We start from the raw sequence: 20,172 nt of genomic DNA on the forward strand, positions 1-20,172 counted from the left end.
GATGTCGTCGATTAAGGAGGTGATCCAGCCGCAGGTTCCCCTACGGCTACCTTGTTACGACTTCACCCCAGTCATGAATCACACCGTGGTAACCGTCCTCCCGAAGGTTAGACTAGCTACTTCTGGTGCAACCCACTCCCATGGTGTGACGGGCGGTGTGTACAAGGCCCGGGAACGTATTCACCGCGACATTCTGATTCGCGATTACTAGCGATTCCGACTTCACGCAGTCGAGTTGCAGACTGCGATCCGGACTACGATCGGTTTTCTGGGATTAGCTCCACCTCGCGGCTTGGCAACCCTCTGTACCGACCATTGTAGCACGTGTGTAGCCCAGGCCGTAAGGGCCATGATGACTTGACGTCATCCCCACCTTCCTCCGGTTTGTCACCGGCAGTCTCCTTAGAGTGCCCACCATTACGTGCTGGTAACTAAGGACAAGGGTTGCGCTCGTTACGGGACTTAACCCAACATCTCACGACACGAGCTGACGACAGCCATGCAGCACCTGTCTCAATGTTCCCGAAGGCACCAATCCATCTCTGGAAAGTTCATTGGATGTCAAGGCCTGGTAAGGTTCTTCGCGTTGCTTCGAATTAAACCACATGCTCCACCGCTTGTGCGGGCCCCCGTCAATTCATTTGAGTTTTAACCTTGCGGCCGTACTCCCCAGGCGGTCAACTTAATGCGTTAGCTGCGCCACTAAGAGCTCAAGGCTCCCAACGGCTAGTTGACATCGTTTACGGCGTGGACTACCAGGGTATCTAATCCTGTTTGCTCCCCACGCTTTCGCACCTCAGTGTCAGTATCAGTCCAGGTGGTCGCCTTCGCCACTGGTGTTCCTTCCTATATCTACGCATTTCACCGCTACACAGGAAATTCCACCACCCTCTACCATACTCTAGCTTGTCAGTTTTGAATGCAGTTCCCAGGTTGAGCCCGGGGATTTCACATCCAACTTAACAAACCACCTACGCGCGCTTTACGCCCAGTAATTCCGATTAACGCTTGCACCCTCTGTATTACCGCGGCTGCTGGCACAGAGTTAGCCGGTGCTTATTCTGTCGGTAACGTCAAAACACTTACGTATTAGGTAAATGCCCTTCCTCCCAACTTAAAGTGCTTTACAATCCGAAGACCTTCTTCACACACGCGGCATGGCTGGATCAGGCTTTCGCCCATTGTCCAATATTCCCCACTGCTGCCTCCCGTAGGAGTCTGGACCGTGTCTCAGTTCCAGTGTGACTGATCATCCTCTCAGACCAGTTACGGATCGTCGCCTTGGTGAGCCATTACCTCACCAACTAGCTAATCCGACCTAGGCTCATCTGATAGCGCAAGGCCCGAAGGTCCCCTGCTTTCTCCCGTAGGACGTATGCGGTATTAGCGTCCGTTTCCGAGCGTTATCCCCCACTACCAGGCAGATTCCTAGGCATTACTCACCCGTCCGCCGCTCGCCACCAGGTACAAGTACCCGTGCTGCCGCTCGACTTGCATGTGTTAGGCCTGCCGCCAGCGTTCAATCTGAGCCATGATCAAACTCTTCAGTTCAAACATCTTTGGGTTTTTAAGAAACCCTAAACTTGGCTCAGCAATCGTTGGTTACATCTTTGATTTCTCGCGGAGTAACTTGTGATGCTGATAATCTTGTTGACTATCAGTCTGACTCCACAAGCACCCACACGAATTGCTTGATTCAGTTGTTAAAGAGCGGTTGGTTAAGATCTTTCGTCTCAACCGAGGCGCGCATTCTACAGCAGCCTCTGTTGCTGTCAAGCGGTTATTTTCAGAAGTTTTCAAAGTTTCCTTTGCAACTTCAACCACTTGCGCTTCCGATCTCTCGTTAGCGGGAGGCGAATTCTACAGCGTTACTCGCTGCTGTCAACACCTCTTTTTCTCCGCTTTCGACCGAGAAGATCGAACCGTCAATCAAGCCACACAAACCCGCTTGATCAACTCCTTCTGGGCTTCGATGACCTGAAGCAACCCGCTGTCGAAAACTGCGTAACTCTTTGTTTACCAAGGAGTTTTCCGTTTCGACTGCGCCGGAAGTGGGGCGAATTATAGACTTCCAGAATCTGCCGTCAACCCCTGATTTGGCTTTTCTATCAGGATATTCAAAATCACTCCTTATATATAGACGCAACCGTCGAGAATGCGCAGTATATTGCCCAATACACACAGAACAACACTCTCGCCTTCCACTTCGGACGATGCCACGCAATGAATGACCACCCTCGCAGCCTCGCCTCGACCCTGTTCTCGGTTGGCCTGCTATTAATAGCCATGGCGTCGATCCAGTCCGGAGCTTCACTGGCCAAAAGCATGTTCCCGATTATAGGCGCCCAGGGGACCACCACCCTGCGGCTGCTCTTCGCCAGTGTGATCATGCTGATCCTGTTGCGCCCATGGCGGGCGAAGCTCACCGCAAAATCCCTGCGTACCGTCATCGTCTACGGGATGGCACTGGGCGGCATGAACTTTCTCTTCTATATGTCCTTGCGCACCGTCCCCCTCGGTATTGCCGTAGCCCTGGAGTTCACCGGACCACTGGCGGTGGCGATCTATGCCTCACGCCGCGCGATCGACTTCTTGTGGATAGCCTTGGCGGCCATCGGCTTGCTGCTATTGATACCGACAGGAGCGACGACGGTGGGAATCGACCTTGCAGGTGCCGGTTATGCCTTGGGTGCGGGTGTGTGCTGGGCACTGTACATCCTGTTCGGCCAGAAGGCGGGCGCCGACAATGGCGTGCAGACCGCGGCACTGGGTGTAATGATTGCCGCACTGTTCGTCGCCCCTATCGGCATCGTCCATGCCGGCGCCGCGCTGCTGACTCCATCATTGATCCCCGTGGCCATCGGTGTCGCCCTTCTATCCACAGCGGTGCCCTACACGCTGGAGATGATCGCGCTCACCCGAATGCCGACCCGGACCTTCGGCACATTGATGAGCATTGAACCGGCTATTGGTGCGCTGTCTGGCCTGCTGTTTCTCCAGGAATACCTCACGCTGTCACAGTGGATGGCGATCATGTGCATCATCCTGGCTTCAGTCGGGGCGACCATGACCATGGGAAGTGCCGCCAAGCCAGCGGTCGCGGCGGATTGATACAGGATTTGACGCAGGTCTGGTATTTACCGCTCAATTAGGCCATGTTTAGGCCCGCAAGCCAGTGTCAGACATGGATTTTTCAGGATAGGGATATCAGAACGCTTCAAGCGAAAGCGAATGCAGCCACACCCGGGCACGAGATCCGGGAACGCTATAAGGACAGTAATGAAACGAATTTTGCTTCTGGTCGCCGTACTCGCAATTGCGGGCTGCGCGGCGACATCGAAAACACAAGTCAAACATGGCAAGAAAGGGCTGCATATCAACTGTTCAGGGCTTTCGTCATCCTGGGACAAGTGTTACACCAGCGCCGTCAACTCGTGCGCACCCAAGGGTTACAAGGTCATCGCCAAGTCGGGGGATGCCGTGGAAGAGCCAGGCGATTACCCATTTGGTCTCAATCCTGCCGGCTATACCAGCCGAAGCATGATTGTCATTTGCAAATAGGTTGTTGCCGCCCGGCAATCTGGCGGCCAATCTCATCGTAACTGGACTTCAGCACAGTGCGCTGAATGTCCGCAGTGGCCAGCATTCGCGCCACGACCAGCGCACCGATGCACTGCGACAGAATTGCCCATGCCAGGCTGTCGCTTTCCAAAACCCTCGCCCAACTTGCCTGCAACTGACAAATCCAGACTTCCGCCTGCTGACGAATAGCGATATCCGAACGGGCAATTTCAGCTCCCAGTACCGGTAATGCACAACCGGACTCCGGATGTTCGACATGGGACATGCTCAGATAATGTTTCAGGCAACGTTCCAGTCTGCCGCGATCCTGATCAGCCCCCAATCGCTCCAGGCTTTGGCTCAACTCGCGTTCGACAATCGAGGCGAAGAGCGCGTCCTTCGACGAAAAATGGCTGTAGAAAGCAGCGCCACTCAAGCCGATCGCCTTCATCAGCCCATCGACACCTACCGTGGAAAAACCGGACTTTTTGGCCGACACCGCGCTGCTTGTCAGCAGTTTTTCTCTTGTTTCCAGCTTGTGATTGGCCGAGTAACGCATTGCCTTGCCCTCAGGGTTGATCGTCTTGACGCCTGCCGAATCCTAGCATAACGTTCGTTCAGTTAACGATCGTTTAGCAAAAGGATCTACCCATGAATAATAAGAAGGTCGTACTGGTTGTCGGTGCAGGTGATGCCACCGGCGGCGCCATTGCCAAGCGTTTTGCCCAGGAAGGTTTCATTGCCTGCGTTACTCGTCGCAGCGCGGACAAACTCCAGCCGTTGGTTGATGCAATCAAGGCCAATGGCGGTGACGCCCACGGATTTGCTTGTGATGCGCGCAAGGAAGAGGACGTGATTGCGCTGGTCGAGCAGATTGAAACCGAGATCGGCGCCATCGAAGCGTTCGTTTTCAACATAGGCGCCAATGTGCCGTGCAGCATTCTCGAAGAAACCGCCCGCAAGTATTTCAAGATCTGGGAAATGGCCTGTTTCTCGGGTTTCCTCAACGCGCGTGAAGTGGCCAAACGAATGGCCAAGCGCCAACGAGGTACGATTCTATTCACCGGCGCCACCGCAGGCCTGCGCGGTGCGGCGGGATTTGCAGCGTTCGCCGGCGCCAAGCACGGGATTCGCGCGCTGGCCCAAAGCATGGCCCGGGAACTGGGACCGATGAATATTCACGTTGCCCACGTCGTGGTCGACGGCGCCATCGATACCGACTTCATTCGCAACAGTTTTCCGGAGAAGTACGCAACCAAGGACGAGGACGGCATCCTAAATCCCGAGCACATCGCCGAGAACTATTGGTACTTGCACAACCAGCCCCGGGACGCCTGGACTTTCGAGCTGGATCTGCGCCCCTGGAACGAACGCTGGTAAGCCCTTCCCTCCCCTACAACAATAAGCAGAGCGCACCGACATGAGCAAAACCGTAGAGTTCTTTTTCGATCTTGGCAGTCCCGCGACCTACCTGGCCTATACCCAACTGCCAAAGATCTGCGAGCAGACCGACAGTCAGTTGATCTACAAGCCGATGCTGCTGGGCGGAGTTTTCAAAGCCACCGGTAACGCTTCACCGGCAACCATCCCGGCCAAACGTCGCTACATGTTTCAGGACCTGGACCGCTACGCCAAACGATACGGCGTACCACTGAAGTACAACCCCCACTTCCCTATCAACACCCTGATGCTGATGCGCGCCGTAACAGGTATGCAGTTGCGTCATCCGGAACGCTTCCATGCGTTTATCGATTGCCTGTTCCACGCACTCTGGGTCGAGGGACGCAGCCTCGATGATCCGACGACTGTTGCAGCCGTGCTGACGCAAAACGGTTTCGATCCGAACGAAGTACTGGCCCTCACTGCCGATGAGGAAGTCAAAGCCGCTCTCAAGGACAACACCGAGAAAGCGGTCCAACGCGGTGTATTCGGCGCACCGAGCATGTTTGTCGGCGATCAGTTGTACTTCGGCCAGGATCGACTGGAGTTCGTCATTGAGGCCCTGCGTTAAATCTCGATGACCAATCGCCCTTGAGCTGCTCCAGCAGCGAGCAGTTCATGGGCAGCTTCGGCGGTTTGCAAGGTGAACTGCCGCGGGTCGAGCAAAGGCTTCAGCTTACCGGCTTCAATCAACTGGGCAGCCTCCCGAAGGATCTGCCCATGATGCTCGCTTCCCTTGCCAGTCAATAAAGGCAACAAGGTAAACACTCCGGAGTAAGTCGCGCCCCGAAACGACAACGGCGCCAGACTGTGCTGCCCCCAACCGAGGCAGCTAACCACATGCCCCTCGTAAACCCGAGCAGCCTTGAAGGAAGCGTCCAGGGTTTCACCGCCCACCGTGTCGTAGACAATATCGAACCCCTCTCCCCCCGTGTGCTCCGCCACATAATCCTCAACCGAGGATTTGCGGTAATCGATAAACGTCGCTCCGTAACTTTCAATGATTTCCTGATTCCTGGCCGAGCCAGTGGCGAACACTTCAGCACCGAAAGCCCGGGCTATTTGTACAGCCACGTGCCCGACACCACCGGCACCACCGTGAATCAGCACTTTCTGACCTGCCCGCACCCGAGCCCGGTCCACCAATCCCTCCCAAGCCGTGATGAGCACCAACGGCAACCCTGCCGCCTCACGCATACTCAAATTGTCTGGCTTGTGCGCCAGCAGTCGCGCATCGACCACCGCGAACTGCGCAAGTGAACCTTGCACACCGCCGATGCCGGTTGCCATCGCGTAGACCTCATCACCCGGCCCCCATCCGCTAACGCCCTCTCCCAACGCTTCAACCGTCCCCGCCAGATCCATCCCCAGCACCGCCGGCAAAGGCTGACGCGCATGAGCGGCCTGACCCGAACGAATCTTTCCATCCAATGGGTTCACCCCACTGGCTTTGATCCTGACGAGCACCTGACCCGGTCCAGGCACGGGTCGCTGCATGGAAACCAAGCGTAACGGCCCATTCGCCGAATCAACAATCAGAGCACGCATTTCAAGTGAGTCAGTCATTTCGTAAATTCCCGTCAGAGGTGGCTGTAGGACCGATCTTCCTCCCACACACTCATGCCGATAAGACGCTATATAGCTATAGTGTCCATGCCCATTTGGCATCAATGAGAAAATCCGTGGACAAACTCAATGCAATGGCCATCTTCGTCCGGGTCGTCGAACGGGGCAGTTTTTCTGCCGTGGCCCGGGAGATGCAGACCAGCCAGCCGACCATCAGCAAAGTATTGAGGGCGCTGGAAACTGAACTGGGCGGGAAACTGATTTCCCGCAGCACGCGCCAACTCTCGCTGACGGACGAAGGTCAGCGGTACTACAGTGAATGCCGACAAATCCTGGCAGCCGTGGACGCGGCGGAACACAGTTTTCAATCAGGACGCGAAACGGTTGCCGGCAACCTGAAGATCGGTTCCTCCGTGAGTTTCGGGCGCTTGCAGATTGCACCGCGACTCCCTGAGTTTCTGAAACAACACCCTCAGGTTCAGATAGACCTTCAACTCAGCGATCAGAATCAGGACCTGGTCAGTGAAGGCCTGGACGTTACGTTTCGGATCGGCGAATTGACCGACAGCGGCCTCATCGCCCGTCGCATCGGCACCACCCACCGGGTGACCGTCGCAGCGCCGGACTACCTCAAACAATTCGGCCAGCCGCAAACACCGGAGGAACTGTGCGGACACAACTGCCTGCAATTCAACCTGCTGAACAGTCAGAACCTATGGGTTTACGAGAGAGGTGCCCAGCGTCACGGGGTGCGGATCAAGGGCAATGCACAAAGCAACAACTCCGAAGCGATTCGCGAGCTGGTGCTGGGAGGACTGGGGATTGCGTTGTCGCCGGTGTGGTTGTTCAGCGAGGATCTGAACGCCGGTCAAGTGATCGCGATTTTGCAGGACTACACCGCGCAGCCGCTGCCGATTCATGCCGTGTCCCCGGCGAATCGTCGCCAATCCGCCAGGGTCAAAGCCTTTGTCGACTACATGAGTCAGGCGCTCGAAACAGCGCCTGAGTTCCAACCGGTCAAATAGCCGCAGTGCGTGTGTTCAGCCACTCAAGAGCCGCGCCATCCAGCAACGGGCTCAGGCGCTCGCGCACCTCGGCGTGATAGGCGTTGAACCATTGCTTTTCGTCCAGGGTCAGCAGCGACGGTTCGAGGCAGCGGGTGTCGATCGGGCACAGGGTCAGGGTTTCGAATTTCAGGAACTCGCCAAATTCGCTCTTGCCCGCTTCGCGATTCAACACCAGGTTCTCGATCCGCACACCCCAGCGGCCCGGACGGTAAGTGCCCGGTTCAATGGACGTGATCATGCCCGGTTGCATCGCGGTTTGCGGTGCTGCAGCGGCCTGATAGGCAATGACCTGCGGGCCTTCGTGAACGTTGAGGAAATAGCCGACGCCATGCCCGGTGCCGTGTCCGTAATCAACGCTTTCAGCCCAGATCGGCGCTCGGGCAATCGAATCGAGCAGCGGCGAGAGAATGCCACGAGGGAATTGCGCACGGGACAGGGCGATCACGCCTTTGAGCACCCGCGTGCAATCGCGCTTCTGCTCATCCGTCGGCGTACCGACCGGTACCATCCGCGTAATATCGGTAGTGCCACCCAGGTATTGACCGCCGGAGTCGATCAACAACAAACCATCACCCTCGATCACCGCGTGTTCTTCTTCGGTAGCGTGGTAGTGCGGCATCGCGCCATTGGCGTTGAACGCGGCAATGGTGTTGAAGCTCAGCGACACATAACCCGGGCGTCGGGTACGCGCGGCCGTCAGGTGTTCGTCGATGGTCAGTTCGGTGATGCGTTCACGACCCAACGCCGAGTCCAGCCAAGTGAAGAATTCGCACAGCGCCGCGCCATCCTGCTCCATGGCCTGACGAATGTGCTCGGCATCGGCCAGGCTCTTCTGTGATTTGGCCAGAGTGGTCGGGTTCAGGCCTTCGACCAGTTTCACGCCGCTGTCCAGGTTTTCCAGCAAACCGGCGGTCACGCGCGCCGGATCGACTTGCAGGCTCGCGCCGCTCGGCACAGCGCGCAGGGCGTCGGCCACATCGCGGTAATCGCGCAGGGTCACGCCGTCTTGTTCGAGGACCGCCCGCAGCTCGGCATCGACTTTGCTCAGGGCCACGAACAGGGTGGCCTGCTCCTGGCTGATCAAGGCAAAGGAAACGAACACCGGGTTGAACGACACGTCGCCGCCGCGCAGATTGAACAGCCAGGCAATGTCATCGAGTGTGGCGATGAAGTGCCAGTCAGCGCCACGATCTTTCAAGACTTCACGCAGCTTCGCGAGTTTTTCACCACGGCTGACGGTCGCCTGAGGCGGCAAGTGCTGATAGATCGGTTCGTTCGGCAACGTCGGACGGTCACCCCAGACTTCGCTCAACAGGTCGATGTCAGTGCGCAGATGTGCGCCGCGTTCTTCGAGTTTGCCGCCCAGCGTACGGGCCGATGCAACGGCCATCACCGCGCCATCCACCGCGACTACGCCGCCTTCAGGGGTTTGCTCCGCCAGCCAGTCCAGCGGTCCAGGCTGGCCCGGTTGCAGCTTGACCAGTTCGATGCCGCTGCCGTTGAGCTCCTTGGTCGCTTGCTCCCAATAACGGCTGTCGGCCCAGACGCCGGCAAAGTCCGGGGTCACGATCAGTGTGCCGACCGAACCATGAAAGCCCGACAGCCACTGCCGTCCCTGCCAATAGCCCGGCAGGTATTCCGACAGGTGCGGATCGGCCGACGGCACCAACAGGGCATGAATGCCCTCCCGGCTCATCAGCTCGCGGGTTTGCGCCAGGCGCTCGGGCACCGATCCATTGATCGAAGGCTGCGTAATCATCATCTCTCCTGCTAATCACTTCTTCATTATTGTTGAGTGCCGATCAATGCCGGCACTTTCAGGCCTTACTACCAGAATGCCGGAGCACTGGCGCAGGCTGCTTTGATCAGTTGAACCGCTTGGTCGATATCCTGCTCTGTGGTGAAACGGCCGAGACTCAAGCGAATGGTGCGACCCGCCGAACGCGTGTCATGCCCCAGCGCCAGCAGCACATGGGACGGCGCATTGCTGGCGGAGTTACAGGCCGAGGTCGCGGAAAACGCGATCGAATGGCTCAACGCCGCAGAATTGAACTCGCCTTCGTTGAACGTCAGGCTGAGGGTGTGGGGAATGCGTTGGGTCGAACTGCCATTGAGCCGAACACCGGGGATGCTCAGCAGTTGTTCGAGCAAGCGTTCGCGCAGCCGCACAATCGTGGCTTTTTCGTCCTCGAACGCAGCGGCCGCCAGGGCGAAGGCGACGCCCATGGCGGCGATCTGGTGAGTCGCAAGGGTCCCGGAACGCAAACCGCCCTCGTGACCGCCACCGTGAATCTGCGCCTGCAAACGCTGTTGCGCGCGCGGGCCGACGTACAGGGCTCCGATGCCTTTGGGGCCGTAGATCTTGTGCGCCGAAAATGACATCAGGTCGACCGGCAGGCGGGCAAGATCGATCACCACTTTGCCCGCGCCCTGGGCCGCGTCGACATGGAACAGCGCATCACGATCACGCACGATCTGGCCGATGGCCGCGATGTCATTGACCGTGCCCAGCTCGTTGTTGACCAGCATCAGCGACACCAGAAAGGTGTCCTCGCGCATTGCCTCACTGACCGCTTGCGGGGTAATCAGACCCTCGGCGTCAGGCACCAGGTAAGTCACGGCGACACCGGTGTCCTGCAACTGCTTCGCCGTGTCGAGGATGGCCTTGTGTTCGATCTGGCTGGTAATGAGGTGGCCGCCGGATACGCCGCGAGCCTGGGCTACGCCCTTGAGGGCAAGGTTGTTCGATTCGGTGGCGCCGGAGGTCCAGACGATCTGTTCCGCCTGGGCGCCGACCAGTTCGGCGACCTGGCGTCGAGCCTGCTCGACCGTTTGCCGGGCCTGTTGGCCGAAGGCATGGGAGCTGGACGCCGGGTTGCCGAAGTTTCCGTTGAAACCCAGACACTCGACCATGACCTTGATGACCCGCTCATCCACCGGCGTGGTGGCGGCGTAGTCAAAATACAGAGGACGTTTATTCATAGAAAACTCGCAGAGCATGTTCCGGGATCAGGAGGCTCGTCACTGAACGATCAAGGCGCAGCCTCGTGAGCTGCGCAGACCGTTCAGAACGTTAGAAATACCTGATCGGAGGCCGTTAAAGAAGAACAACTTCATTTAAAAGTGCGTAGGAACGCTCCTGAAGTCGAGCTTAACAGGCATCGGCCAACCGGTTGAAGCGAAGTGTCAGCTAAAGCTCTCGAGCAACAACGGGTACAGCGAAGCCACCAACAGCAAGGCCATGCCCCAGTTGAACAGGCGCAACCAGCGACGATCCTTCAACACATTGCGCAACAATGTGCCGCAACCGGCCCAGACACCGACGCTCGGCAGGTTGATCAAGGCAAACACCGCGGCAATCACGATCACATTGGTGAAGTAGCCCTGCATGGGCGTGTAGGTGCTGATGGCACCGATGGCCATGATCCAGGCCTTGGGATTGACCCACTGAAACGCCGCCGCGCCGAGATAGCTGATCGGTTTGCTCTCGCCCTGTTCACTCTCGGAAACCGGACCTGAATGGGCGATTTTCCACGCCAGATACAGCAAGTACGCCGCGCCGACGTAACGCAGCACCGTATAGAGCAATGGATAGGTTTGAAACACCGCGCCCAGACCGAAACCGACCGCCACGACGAGCACGAAAAAACCGCAAGTGATGCCCAGCATGTGCGGGATGGTGCGGTGAAAACCAAAATTCACACCCGATGCCAGCAACATGGTGTTGTTGGGGCCAGGCGTTATCGAGGTGACGAGGGCAAACAGGGCGAAGCCCAGCAGCAGATCGAGCGAGAGCATGAGCGGCAGTCCAATCAGGGTCAGTCAGGTGTTGACCCTATCGCACGGCCCGGCAGAAACCCATGGACAGTTACGCAAAACTTCTAACGGTACAGTTGTCGATCAGCTTGGACGACCGTGAAGCTGTACAGCACGTTCGGCATTCATTTCGCCTTGTTTGTCGAAGCTGAACGATTTTTGCGGTTGGCCAAGCAATTCGGCTTTTTTCGCATGGTATTCCTCGAAGGACAAACCACGACGATTCAAGGCTTCCAACGCCAATTCCCGACTTTCTTCAGCGGTGTAGGGCCGCAATTCAGGGGAAACATGGCTGGCACATCCGGCGAGAACGGAGACCGCGAGCAGCAAGAAAGTGGCGATTAGAGGTTTCATCTGTGGCGTCCTGGCATCTGGGTTCGGGGCAATGAACACAGGCTACCCGCCCCCTTCGACGGGCAGAAATCAACGCTCTCGATAGTGGCTATCGAATTTGGCTAACGACGTTCAGCCAACCCGCTTCATATCTCCTAATGATCTATAAATATTAATTTATGGTCTTTTACGGAATAACAAACAGCCTTTATAACAACTCCATCGCCGCACGCACTGTTGCTCACGCAACTGTTTGCCAGGCAACAATCATTCAACAAACAGCCCCCGAAATCGCACAGCGTCAACTGACCGATACGCTGCAAGCCGCGTAAAACGGGGCCTGCAAGGATTGGTACAGCTCTTGCTCAAGTCAGTGACTTCCCACTGCTCGCTGAGCAACTGTTTAAAAGGAACTGATCATGTCGCGTCCATTGAAAGTCGTTGCCCTCTCCGGCGGTACCTGGCGTCCGTCTCGCACGCTGGTGCTGACCCAAGCGCTACTGGCCGAGTTGGCCGAGCAATTGCCGATCGAGAGCAAGCTGATCGAACTGGGCGACATCGCCCGGCCACTGGGCGCTGCGTTGTCCCGCCAGGAATTGAGCGCCGAAATCGAAGCCGAGTTGCAAGCGATCGAGAACGCCGACCTGCTGATCGTCGCCGCGCCGGTTTATCGCGGTTCCTACCCTGGCTTGCTCAAGCACCTGTTCGACCTGATCGACCTCAATGCGCTGATCGACACGCCCGTGTTGCTGGCCGCCACCGGTGGCAGCGAACGCCATGCGCTGGTGCTCGATCATCAATTGCGGCCGCTGTTCAGTTTCTTCCAGGCCCTGACCTTGCCGATTGGTGTCTACGCCACCGAAGCCGATTTCGCCAATTACCAAATAACCAGTGAGCCCTTGAAGGGCCGCATTCGTCTTGCTGCGGAACGCGCCGCGCCGCTGTTTGGCGTGCCCCCCAAAAATCTGCTGAAAATCGCTTAAGGATTTCTTCATGGATGTTTTCTGGTTCCTGCCGACCCACGGCGACGGCCATTACCTGGGCACCACTCAGGGCGCCCGCCCGGTGACCCTCAACTATTTGAAACAAGTGGCGCAAGCCGCTGACAGCCTTGGCTACCACGGCGTGCTGATTCCCACCGGACGTTCCTGCGAAGATTCGTGGGTCATTGCTTCGGCGCTGGTGCCGCTGACCGAACGCCTGCGATATCTGGTGGCGATCCGCCCCGGGATCATCTCGCCAACGGTTTCGGCGCGCATGGCCGCCACGCTGGATCGGCTGTCCAATGGCCGCTTGCTGATCAACGTAGTGACTGGCGGTGACCCGGATGAAAACCGTGGCGACGGCATCTTCCTCGATCACAGCGAGCGCTATGAAGTCACTGACGAATTCCTGAAGATCTGGCGCCGCGTGTTGCAAGGCGAGTCGGTGGATTTCGAAGGCAAACACCTGCAAGTGCAGAACGCCAAAGCACTGTATCCACCGGTGCAGAAACCGTATCCGCCGCTGTATTTCGGTGGTTCCTCCGAAGCCGCCCATGAACTCGCCGCCGAGCAGGTGGATGTCTACCTGACCTGGGGCGAACCGCCGGCAGCCGTTGCAGAAAAACTCGCCGATGTGCGTGAGCGTGCAGCGCGAAACGGGCGTACGGTGAAGTTCGGGATTCGCTTGCATGTGATCGTGCGCGAGACCGCCGAGGAAGCCTGGAAAGCGGCGGACAAACTGATCGAGCACATCAGCGACGAGACCATCGCCGCTGCACAGAAATCGTTCTCGCGTTTCGATTCCGAAGGCCAGCGACGCATGGCCGCATTGCATGACGGGCGCCGAGACAACCTGGAAATCTCGCCCAACCTCTGGGCCGGCGTCGGCCTGGTGCGTGGCGGTGCCGGGACGGCGCTGGTCGGTGACCCGCAGCAAGTGGCGGCGCGGATCAAGGAGTACGCGGACCTGGGCATCGAGAGTTTCATCTTCTCCGGCTACCCGCACCTCGAAGAGGCTTATCGCTTTGCCGAGCTGGTGTTCCCGCTGTTGCCCGAGCCGTACGCGAGCCTCGCGGGGCGCGGCGTCACCAACCTCACCGGGCCGTTTGGCGAAATGATCGCCAATGACGTACTGCCCACCAAAGCCACGGCCTGACAAATCTCTCTGAAGGACAGGAATCTTGTGGCGAGGGAGCTTGCTCCCGCTCGGCTGCGAAGCAGTCGTAAACCGGTTGATGCGGTTTTTTCATACCTGCCGCGCCGGCCTGTTCAGGGACTGCTTCGCAGTCCAGCGGGAGCAAGCTCCCTCGCCACAAAAGCACTGTTCCCACAGGAGATCTGCTTCAATTTCAAAAGAGGAACCCCGCGTGACTGCCAAGCCGCGAAGCGCCCTGTTGTCCCCGTTGCAGACCGCCCGCCAACTGGCCGCCGGGTTTGCCCTGACTGCTGTCGAGCGCGACGAGCGTGGCGGTACGCCCAAGGCCGAACGTGACGCGCTGCGCCACAGTGGTCTGCTCGCGTTAAGCATTCCTGTCCAGTACGGCGGCCTCGGCGCCAGCTGGAGTGACACCCTGGGCATCGTGCGCGAGTTCGCCAAGGTCGACAGTTCGATCGCCCATGTCTTCGGCTTCCATCACCTGATGCTCGCCACTGTGCGCCTGTTCGCCAGGCCCGAGCAGTGGCAGCCGTGGTTCGAACAAACCGCGCGCAAGAACTGGTTCTGGGGCAACGCCCTCAACCCGTTGGACACCCGCACCGTGGTGAAAAACCTCGGAGGCTGGCGCGAGTTCTCCGGCAAGAAAAGTTTCTGCTCCGGCGCCAGCGACTCGGAAATGCTGATCGCCTCGGCCGTTGATGAAAGCGCTGGCGGCAAGCTGTTGATCGCCGCGATTCCCAGCGGTCGCAGCGGCATTACCTTGCACAACGACTGGAACAACATGGGCCAGCGCCAGACCGACAGCGGCAGCGCGACGTTCGAACGGGTGCGGGTCGAGGAATCGGAACTGCTGCTCGATCCGGGTCCGCTGAGCACACCGTTCGCCTGCCTGCGACCATTGATTGCGCAACAGACCTTCACGCACATGTTCCTCGGCATTGCCGAAGGGGCTTTTGAAGAAGCGCGGCAATACACGCTCACCGAAACCCGGCCGTGGCACAAATCCAGCGCGCAGGATGTGCGTCAGGACCCTTATGTACTCGGCCATTACGGCGAGTTCTGGGTCGCTCTCGAAGGTGTCCGGTTGCTGGTGGAACGCGCCGCCGAGTTGCTCGACAAGGCGTGGGCAAAAGGCCCGAACCTCAGCGCCGAAGAACGCGGACAGCTCGCCACCGTCATCGCCACCGCGAAAGTCGCGGCCACGCGCAATGGCCTGGATATCTGCAGCCGTTTGTTCGAAGTCACCGGCGCGCGCTCGACTCACGCCTCGCTGCGACTGGACCGTCACTGGCGCAACCTGCGCACGCAAACCCTGCACGACCCGGTGGACTACAAACTCCATGAGCTGGGTGACTGGGCGCTGAACCAGTCCCTGCCGATCCCGACTTTCTATTCATAGCCTTCTATTCAGGGAGCCTGCCTGATGCAACTTCTGACCCTACCGCCCTCGCCTGCCCTGGCCACGTCGATCCGCGCCACCGCGCAGGTGTTCGAAGACCCGAAATCCCAGGCCTTGCTCGCGCACATTCAACAAGTCGCGCCGAGCGAAGCCAGCGTGCTGATCATCGGTGAAACCGGCACCGGCAAGGAGCTGGTGGCGCGGCATATCCACAACCTCAGCGCCCGGCGCAACCGGCCGTTCGTGGCGGTGAACTGCGGTGCGTTCTCCGAATCCCTGGTGGAAGCCGAGTTGTTCGGCCATGAGAAAGGAGCTTTTACCGGCGCCTTGAGCGCCAAGGCTGGCTGGTTCGAAGAGGCCGATGGCGGCACCTTGTTCCTCGACGAAATCGGTGATTTGCCGATGGCGATTCAGGTCAAGTTACTGCGCGTGCTGCAAGAGCGCGAAGTGGTGCGCCTCGGTTCGCGCAAGAGCATTCCCATCGACGTGCGGGTGCTGGCGGCGACCAACGTGCAGCTGGAGAAAGCCATCAACGCCGGGCATTTCCGCGAGGATTTGTACTACCGCCTCGACGTGGTCAGCCTGGAATTGAGCCCGTTGCGCGATCGTCCCGGCGACATCCTGCCGCTCACCCGCCACTTCGTCGAAGCCTACAGTCAGCGCCTCGGTTACGGCACCATCACCATCAGCAAAGAGGCCGAACTGAAACTGCGCAGCTACAGCTGGCCGGGCAACATCCGCGAACTGGAAAACGTCATTCATCACACCTTGCTGATCTGCCGCAATGGGGTGATCGAACGCGATGACCTGCGCCTGTCGAACATGCGCATCGAGCGTCAGGACGATCACCACGCGGGCTTCGACGATTCCCCGGAAGCCTTGCTCGAGCGGGCCTTTCAAAAGCTCTTCGAGGAACAGGCCGGCGCACTCCACGAGAAAGTCGAAGACGCCTTGTTGCGGGCGGCTTATCGCTTCAGCCACTACAACCAGGTGCACACCGCTGCCCTGCTGGGCTTGAGCCGCAATGTCACACGCACGCGGCTGATCAAGATCGGCGAACTGGCGGTGAACAAGCGCCGGCCCACGGAAAACGTGCAAGGCGAGCGCCTGATGCAATTGTCGATTTAACCCACCAGATTGCAGTGCAACGCGTCGTCTTGGCTACGTTCCAGACTGTGCAGCACCTGGAACGAGCCGAAGGTCACGGTTTTCGCCTGATGCGCGCGAATCAGCTGCCAGAAATCCTGCTCGCCGCTTTCAAAGCTCTGAAACGCGGCTTCCCCCGCCTCGCGAGTTTGCCACTGCAGGTAATTGAGCACCCGCCGGCCGTCGTCGCTGGCCTGGATGCTCGCACTCAAAAACCCGCTGTAGCCTTGGGCCAGGCGCTCGGTCTGCTTTGACAATGCCGACACCAACGCGGGTTGCTGATGGGGTTCGATCTCGAATTCGATCAATTGAGTGAAGCTGCGATTTTTCTCTGGCGCTTGCATGAAGAGTCCCCACTGACGTGAAAGCCGGACCTTGCGATCCGAAGGCCTGCAGGGTAAAACCTCAAGTTAACTAGAGGTCAAGAGGCATTTTTCAAATGATCACCCCGGAGCATCTGCACAAGGAACTCACCGTCGGCCAATTGGCGGCGCGCAGTGGCGTGGCGGTCACGGCGCTGCACTTCTACGAGTCCAAGGGTTTGATCAAGAGCAATCGCAATCAGGGCAACCAGCGGCGTTATCCGCGGGAAGTGTTGCGACGGGTGGCGTTGATCAAAGTGGCCCAGCGGTTGGGGATTCCGTTGGCGGAGATTGGCGAGGCGTTGAAATCACTGCCGGATAACCGCGCGCCGACGGCGGCGGACTGGAAGGTGATGTCAGCGCAGTGGAGCCGGGATCTGGATGAGCGGATCAATCAACTGACGTTGCTGCGGGACACGCTTAATGGCTGTATCGGGTGTGGGTGTTTGTCGATGGAGGCGTGCCCGTTGCGTAATTCTGGCGATGTGCTGGGGGATCGGGGGCCGGGGGCGCAGCTGCTTGAATCGAGGACAGATCCACAATAGTGGTGCGGGTCAGGATGAACTGCCGAACCTCATCGGAGTTCAACGCCTTGGCCAGTTTCTGCAAACAGTGGCGCTGCTGCTCGTCGGGCACTCGGTAGCGCAAAAGACGCTGACCTATAGTTATCCGACCGGAAATCGGCGAAGGAACACCTTCAATTCACAACAACAAGGGAGAACCGTCATGAGCGTCAAACCCATTCCAGAGGGTTATCACAGCATCACGCCTTATCTGGGCATTCAGAAAGCGGCCGAAGCCATCGAGTTTTACAAGAAGGCCTTTGGCGCCACCGAGGTTATGCGACTGGCCATGCCGGATGGCGGGATTGGACATGCCGAGCTGAGGATTGGCGATTGCCCGATCATGCTCGGCACGCCATGCGATCAGGGGCCATTGAGCAATCCAGACAATTCGCCATCCGTGGGCCTGCATTTGTATGTGAACGATGTGGATAAGTCGTATACACAGGCGATTGCAGCGGGCGGCACGGTGGTGTCCGAGGTCAAGGACCAGTTTTATGGCGACCGCTCGGGGACGTTGAGAGATCCCTATGGGCATCTTTGGTTCCTGGCGACGCGCAAGGAGGATTTGACTCAGGAGCAGATTGAGCAGCGGGCGAAGGAGATGTTTCAGCAGGGTTGAATTCTTCCGTGTCTGGGCGGGCCTCTTCGCGGGCAAGCCCGCTCCCACAGGGTTTTGTGTCGTTCGCAAATGCCAGGAACAACACAAAACCCTATGGGAGCGTGGCTTGCCCGCGAAGGCGTCATCCCTGACACCGCACATCCCTCGAACACATTTCATGAACAAACGCACCACGCTTCGCGCCTTGCCCCCGGCGCGCAACACTTTCAGGATGCGGGCAACTACAACAAGGACTCGCCCATGTTCGCCGGATTCCTGAAAGACCAACGCCACGTCAATGGCGTGGACATTGCCTACCGCATCGGCGGCAGCGGGCCGGGCCTGCTGTTGCTGCACGGCCATCCGCAGACCCACGTCATCTGGCACAAGATCGCCGACCATCTGGCCCAGCACTTCACCGTGATCGCCGCCGACCTGCGCGGTTACGGCGACAGCGGAAAACCACCGGCCAACGATCACCATACAAACTATTCCAAACGAGAAATGGCCAAGGACAGCGTCGAGCTGATGAAGTCCCTGGGCTTCGACCAGTTCTCGGTGCTGGCCCACGACCGAGGCGCCCGCGTGGCCCATCGCCTGGCGCTGGATCATCCCGACACCGTGCAACGCATGGTGCTGCTGGACATCGCCCCCACCCTGTCGATGTACGCGCAAACCAACGAAGCCTTTGCCCGCGCTTACTGGCACTGGTTCTTCCTGATCCGTCCCGCGCCGCTGCCGGAAACCCTGATCGAAGCCGACCCCGAAGCCTATCTGCGCAGCGTGATGGGCAGCCGCAGCGCCGGGCTCAAGCCGTTCACCCCCGAGGCCTTCGGCGAGTACGTGCGCTGCCTGAAACTGCCGGGCACCGCGCGCGGAATCTGCGAGGACTACCGCGCCAGCGCCAGCATTGACCTGGAACATGACCGCGCCGATATCAAGGCCGGTCATTATCTGCACTTGCCGTTGCTGGTTCTGTGGGGCGCCGAAGGGACGGTCGGGCGCTGTTTCGAGCCGCTCAAGGAGTGGCAACACGTGGCCACCGACGTGCGTGGCAAGGCCTTGCCTGCCGGCCATTACATCGCCGAAGAAGCGCCCGACCTGCTGCTCGCCGAAGTGCTGGGTTTCCTGCGCTGATCGCTGCGTCCCGCTGCTATGCTGGCGGCTCATGCCGCCAGTGTTCGTTCTGCCATGACCACCAAGAAAGACAACGTGCCCCTACCCGAAGACCTGCGTGTACTCCTCACCGTGATCCGCAAGAGCGGTTTCGCCGCCGCAGCCGATGAACTGGGCCTGTCGCCCGCCTACGTCAGCAAGCGCATCCAGATTCTCGAAACCACCCTCGGCACCCGCCTGCTGCATCGCACCAGCCGGCGCATCGCACTGACCGAGGACGGTGAACGGGTCCAGCGCTGGGCGCTGCGCATTCTTGATGATTTCCAGCAACTGCACGACGAACTCTCCGACGCCCACGACAGCCCTCGCGGGCGTCTGCACCTGTGCAGCAGTTTCGGTTTCGGCCGCCATCACGTGGCGCCGGCCGTTTCGTTGCTGGCCGAGCGTTATCCCGACCTGGAGATTCGCCTCGACCTGTTCGACCGCGTGGTGGACATCGTCAATGAAGGCTTCGATCTGGAGATCCGTGTCGGCGACGACATTCCCGGCCAGCACATCGGCCGACGGCTGGTGAGTAATCGACGGGTCGTCTGCGCGGCGCCCGGTTACCTGCAACGTCAGGGCGTGCCACAGACGTTGAGCGAACTGGAGCAGCATCATTGCCTGGTAATCAAGGAGCGCGACAACGCCTTCGGCATCTGGAACCTGGAACGCAACGGGGTTCAAGAAAGCGTGCGGGTCAGCGGACCGCTGTCGTCCAATAACGGCGAGATTGTCTTGCAGTGGGCGCTGGACGGGCGCGGCGTTGTGTTGCGGTCGTTGTGGGATGTGAAACCGTTGCTGGACCAGGGTCGGCTGGTGCAGCTGTTGCCCGAATACAGCCAGAGCGCCAACGTCTGGGCGGTGTACCCGACGCGGTTGGCGTATTCAGGGAAGTTGCGCGCGTGTGTGGAGTTTTTGCAGGAGCATTTCAAGGGATTGTCGGTGTAGCCGAGGCCTCAACTGGCATCGGTGTCTGGCAGAGATCAACTGTGGGAGCGGGCTTGCTCGCGAAGGCGTCCTG

20 protein-coding genes and 1 rRNA gene are annotated in these 20,172 nt (G+C 58.9%); 13 read left to right on the forward strand and 8 right to left on the reverse strand.

From position 1 onward, the window contains the following. Positions 1 to 12 precede the first annotated feature (12 nt). Positions 13 to 1,551: ribosomal RNA gene (locus ACA053_RS19660) — 16S ribosomal RNA — on the reverse strand. A gap of 672 nt (positions 1,552 to 2,223) precedes the next feature. On the opposite strand from ACA053_RS19660, the gene rhtA reads away from it, so the two are divergent. Continuing rightward, a complete protein-coding gene (gene rhtA, locus ACA053_RS19665; RefSeq protein WP_109633468.1) occupies positions 2,224 to 3,111 on the forward strand; it encodes a threonine/homoserine exporter RhtA in 888 nt (295 codons plus the stop codon). A 168-nt stretch (positions 3,112 to 3,279) separates the two neighbouring features. Next, positions 3,280 to 3,561, forward strand: coding sequence for a hypothetical protein (locus tag ACA053_RS19670; protein WP_109633470.1), 282 nt, complete (start codon positions 3,280 to 3,282; stop codon positions 3,559 to 3,561). Here ACA053_RS19670 and ACA053_RS19675 read toward each other — a convergent pair. After that, the gene (locus ACA053_RS19675; RefSeq protein WP_497393471.1) at positions 3,548 to 4,120 is read right to left on the reverse strand and encodes a TetR/AcrR family transcriptional regulator; all 573 of its coding nucleotides are present in this window, start codon (positions 4,118 to 4,120) and stop codon (positions 3,548 to 3,550) included. The genes ACA053_RS19670 and ACA053_RS19675 overlap by 14 nt on opposite strands. Positions 4,121 to 4,212: 92 nt before the next feature. On the opposite strand from ACA053_RS19675, the gene ACA053_RS19680 reads away from it, so the two are divergent. Next, positions 4,213 to 4,941, forward strand: a complete 729-nt coding sequence (locus ACA053_RS19680; RefSeq protein WP_497393473.1) for an SDR family oxidoreductase — start codon at positions 4,213 to 4,215, stop codon at positions 4,939 to 4,941. Between the two features lie 40 nt (positions 4,942 to 4,981). Beyond that, positions 4,982 to 5,572, forward strand: coding sequence for a 2-hydroxychromene-2-carboxylate isomerase (locus ACA053_RS19685; protein ID WP_497393474.1), 591 nt, complete (start codon positions 4,982 to 4,984; stop codon positions 5,570 to 5,572). Here the strand turns inward: ACA053_RS19685 and ACA053_RS19690 are convergent. Continuing rightward, the gene (locus tag ACA053_RS19690; protein ID WP_497393475.1) at positions 5,569 to 6,567 is read right to left on the reverse strand and encodes a zinc-dependent alcohol dehydrogenase family protein; all 999 of its coding nucleotides are present in this window, start codon (positions 6,565 to 6,567) and stop codon (positions 5,569 to 5,571) included. The genes ACA053_RS19685 and ACA053_RS19690 overlap by 4 nt on opposite strands. Positions 6,568 to 6,671: 104 nt before the next feature. On the opposite strand from ACA053_RS19690, the gene ACA053_RS19695 reads away from it, so the two are divergent. Next, complete coding sequence (locus ACA053_RS19695) at positions 6,672 to 7,592, forward strand: LysR family transcriptional regulator (RefSeq protein ID WP_497312684.1); 921 nt, start codon at positions 6,672 to 6,674, stop codon at positions 7,590 to 7,592. Here ACA053_RS19695 and ACA053_RS19700 read toward each other — a convergent pair. The 4 genes from ACA053_RS19700 to ACA053_RS19715 form a co-directional block, all read right to left on the reverse strand. Beyond that, complete coding sequence (locus ACA053_RS19700; protein ID WP_497312686.1) at positions 7,585 to 9,393, reverse strand: aminopeptidase P family protein; 1,809 nt, start codon at positions 9,391 to 9,393, stop codon at positions 7,585 to 7,587. The genes ACA053_RS19695 and ACA053_RS19700 overlap by 8 nt on opposite strands. A gap of 68 nt (positions 9,394 to 9,461) precedes the next feature. After that, on the reverse strand, positions 9,462 to 10,616 hold the full coding sequence (locus ACA053_RS19705) for an aminotransferase class V-fold PLP-dependent enzyme (RefSeq protein ID WP_497393476.1): 1,155 nt from the start codon (positions 10,614 to 10,616) through the stop codon (positions 9,462 to 9,464). A 204-nt stretch (positions 10,617 to 10,820) separates the two neighbouring features. Continuing rightward, positions 10,821 to 11,432 carry a LysE family translocator gene (locus ACA053_RS19710; RefSeq protein WP_497393478.1) on the reverse strand — a complete coding sequence of 204 codons (612 nt, stop codon included), beginning with the start codon at positions 11,430 to 11,432 and terminating at the stop codon, positions 10,821 to 10,823. 102 nt (positions 11,433 to 11,534) lie between these two features. Then, entirely contained in the window at positions 11,535 to 11,804 is a 270-nt protein-coding gene (locus tag ACA053_RS19715; protein ID WP_497295078.1) for a hypothetical protein, read from the reverse strand. 398 nt (positions 11,805 to 12,202) lie between these two features. Here ACA053_RS19715 and msuE point away from each other — a divergent pair, with 398 nt between their 5' ends. The 4 genes from msuE (at position 12,203) to ACA053_RS19735 (ending at position 16,449) form a co-directional block, all read left to right on the forward strand. Next, positions 12,203 to 12,766, forward strand: coding sequence for an FMN reductase (msuE, locus tag ACA053_RS19720; protein WP_497393479.1), 564 nt, complete (start codon positions 12,203 to 12,205; stop codon positions 12,764 to 12,766). Positions 12,767 to 12,776: 10 nt separating this feature from the next. Next, a complete protein-coding gene (ssuD, locus tag ACA053_RS19725) occupies positions 12,777 to 13,922 on the forward strand; it encodes an FMNH2-dependent alkanesulfonate monooxygenase (RefSeq protein WP_033059220.1) in 1,146 nt (381 codons plus the stop codon). 211 nt (positions 13,923 to 14,133) lie between these two features. Further along, positions 14,134 to 15,321 (forward strand): acyl-CoA dehydrogenase family protein, encoded by a 1,188-nt coding sequence (locus ACA053_RS19730; RefSeq protein WP_497393480.1) that lies wholly within the window; start codon positions 14,134 to 14,136, stop codon positions 15,319 to 15,321. Positions 15,322 to 15,345: 24 nt separating this feature from the next. Beyond that, positions 15,346 to 16,449 carry a sigma-54 interaction domain-containing protein gene (locus tag ACA053_RS19735; RefSeq protein WP_497312693.1) on the forward strand — a complete coding sequence of 368 codons (1,104 nt, stop codon included), beginning with the start codon at positions 15,346 to 15,348 and terminating at the stop codon, positions 16,447 to 16,449. On the opposite strand, the gene ACA053_RS19740 is transcribed toward ACA053_RS19735, so the two are convergent. Beyond that, positions 16,446 to 16,811, reverse strand: coding sequence for an antibiotic biosynthesis monooxygenase (locus ACA053_RS19740; RefSeq protein ID WP_497312695.1), 366 nt, complete (start codon positions 16,809 to 16,811; stop codon positions 16,446 to 16,448). The two genes, ACA053_RS19735 and ACA053_RS19740, sit on opposite strands and share 4 nt — an antisense overlap. 95 nt (positions 16,812 to 16,906) lie before the next feature. Here ACA053_RS19740 and soxR point away from each other — a divergent pair, with 95 nt between their 5' ends. From soxR to ACA053_RS19760, 4 genes are all read left to right on the forward strand, one after another. Beyond that, on the forward strand, positions 16,907 to 17,374 hold the full coding sequence (soxR, locus tag ACA053_RS19745; protein WP_497393481.1) for a redox-sensitive transcriptional activator SoxR: 468 nt from the start codon (positions 16,907 to 16,909) through the stop codon (positions 17,372 to 17,374). 181 nt (positions 17,375 to 17,555) lie between these two features. Beyond that, positions 17,556 to 18,014: a VOC family protein gene (locus tag ACA053_RS19750; protein WP_109633499.1), complete on the forward strand. Its 459-nt coding sequence runs from the start codon at positions 17,556 to 17,558 to the stop codon at positions 18,012 to 18,014. Positions 18,015 to 18,254: 240 nt separating this feature from the next. Further along, complete coding sequence (locus tag ACA053_RS19755; protein WP_497312698.1) at positions 18,255 to 19,130, forward strand: alpha/beta fold hydrolase; 876 nt, start codon at positions 18,255 to 18,257, stop codon at positions 19,128 to 19,130. Between the two features lie 18 nt (positions 19,131 to 19,148). After that, positions 19,149 to 20,099, forward strand: a complete 951-nt coding sequence (locus ACA053_RS19760; protein ID WP_109633503.1) for a LysR substrate-binding domain-containing protein — start codon at positions 19,149 to 19,151, stop codon at positions 20,097 to 20,099. Positions 20,100 to 20,172 lie beyond the last annotated feature (73 nt).

It is taken from the genome of Pseudomonas sp. LBUM1672 (assembly GCF_059695655.1).

Coding starts and splice junctions, on each gene's coding strand:
- rhtA (WP_109633468.1), top strand. CDS start 2,224: ATGAATGACCACCCTCGCAGCCTCGCCTCGACCCTGTTCTCGGTTGGC.
- ACA053_RS19670 (WP_109633470.1), top strand. CDS start 3,280: ATGAAACGAATTTTGCTTCTGGTCGCCGTACTCGCAATTGCGGGCTGC.
- ACA053_RS19675 (WP_497393471.1), bottom strand. CDS start 4,120: ATGCGTTACTCGGCCAATCACAAGCTGGAAACAAGAGAAAAACTGCTG.
- ACA053_RS19680 (WP_497393473.1), top strand. CDS start 4,213: ATGAATAATAAGAAGGTCGTACTGGTTGTCGGTGCAGGTGATGCCACC.
- ACA053_RS19685 (WP_497393474.1), top strand. CDS start 4,982: ATGAGCAAAACCGTAGAGTTCTTTTTCGATCTTGGCAGTCCCGCGACC.
- ACA053_RS19690 (WP_497393475.1), bottom strand. CDS start 6,567: ATGACTGACTCACTTGAAATGCGTGCTCTGATTGTTGATTCGGCGAAT.
- ACA053_RS19695 (WP_497312684.1), top strand. CDS start 6,672: ATGAGAAAATCCGTGGACAAACTCAATGCAATGGCCATCTTCGTCCGG.
- ACA053_RS19700 (WP_497312686.1), bottom strand. CDS start 9,393: ATGATTACGCAGCCTTCGATCAATGGATCGGTGCCCGAGCGCCTGGCG.
- ACA053_RS19705 (WP_497393476.1), bottom strand. CDS start 10,616: ATGAATAAACGTCCTCTGTATTTTGACTACGCCGCCACCACGCCGGTG.
- ACA053_RS19710 (WP_497393478.1), bottom strand. CDS start 11,432: ATGCTCTCGCTCGATCTGCTGCTGGGCTTCGCCCTGTTTGCCCTCGTC.
- ACA053_RS19715 (WP_497295078.1), bottom strand. CDS start 11,804: ATGAAACCTCTAATCGCCACTTTCTTGCTGCTCGCGGTCTCCGTTCTC.
- msuE (WP_497393479.1), top strand. CDS start 12,203: ATGTCGCGTCCATTGAAAGTCGTTGCCCTCTCCGGCGGTACCTGGCGT.
- ssuD (WP_033059220.1), top strand. CDS start 12,777: ATGGATGTTTTCTGGTTCCTGCCGACCCACGGCGACGGCCATTACCTG.
- ACA053_RS19735 (WP_497312693.1), top strand. CDS start 15,346: ATGCAACTTCTGACCCTACCGCCCTCGCCTGCCCTGGCCACGTCGATC.
- ACA053_RS19740 (WP_497312695.1), bottom strand. CDS start 16,811: ATGCAAGCGCCAGAGAAAAATCGCAGCTTCACTCAATTGATCGAATTC.
- soxR (WP_497393481.1), top strand. CDS start 16,907: ATGATCACCCCGGAGCATCTGCACAAGGAACTCACCGTCGGCCAATTG.
- ACA053_RS19750 (WP_109633499.1), top strand. CDS start 17,556: ATGAGCGTCAAACCCATTCCAGAGGGTTATCACAGCATCACGCCTTAT.
- ACA053_RS19755 (WP_497312698.1), top strand. CDS start 18,255: ATGTTCGCCGGATTCCTGAAAGACCAACGCCACGTCAATGGCGTGGAC.
- ACA053_RS19760 (WP_109633503.1), top strand. CDS start 19,149: ATGCTGGCGGCTCATGCCGCCAGTGTTCGTTCTGCCATGACCACCAAG.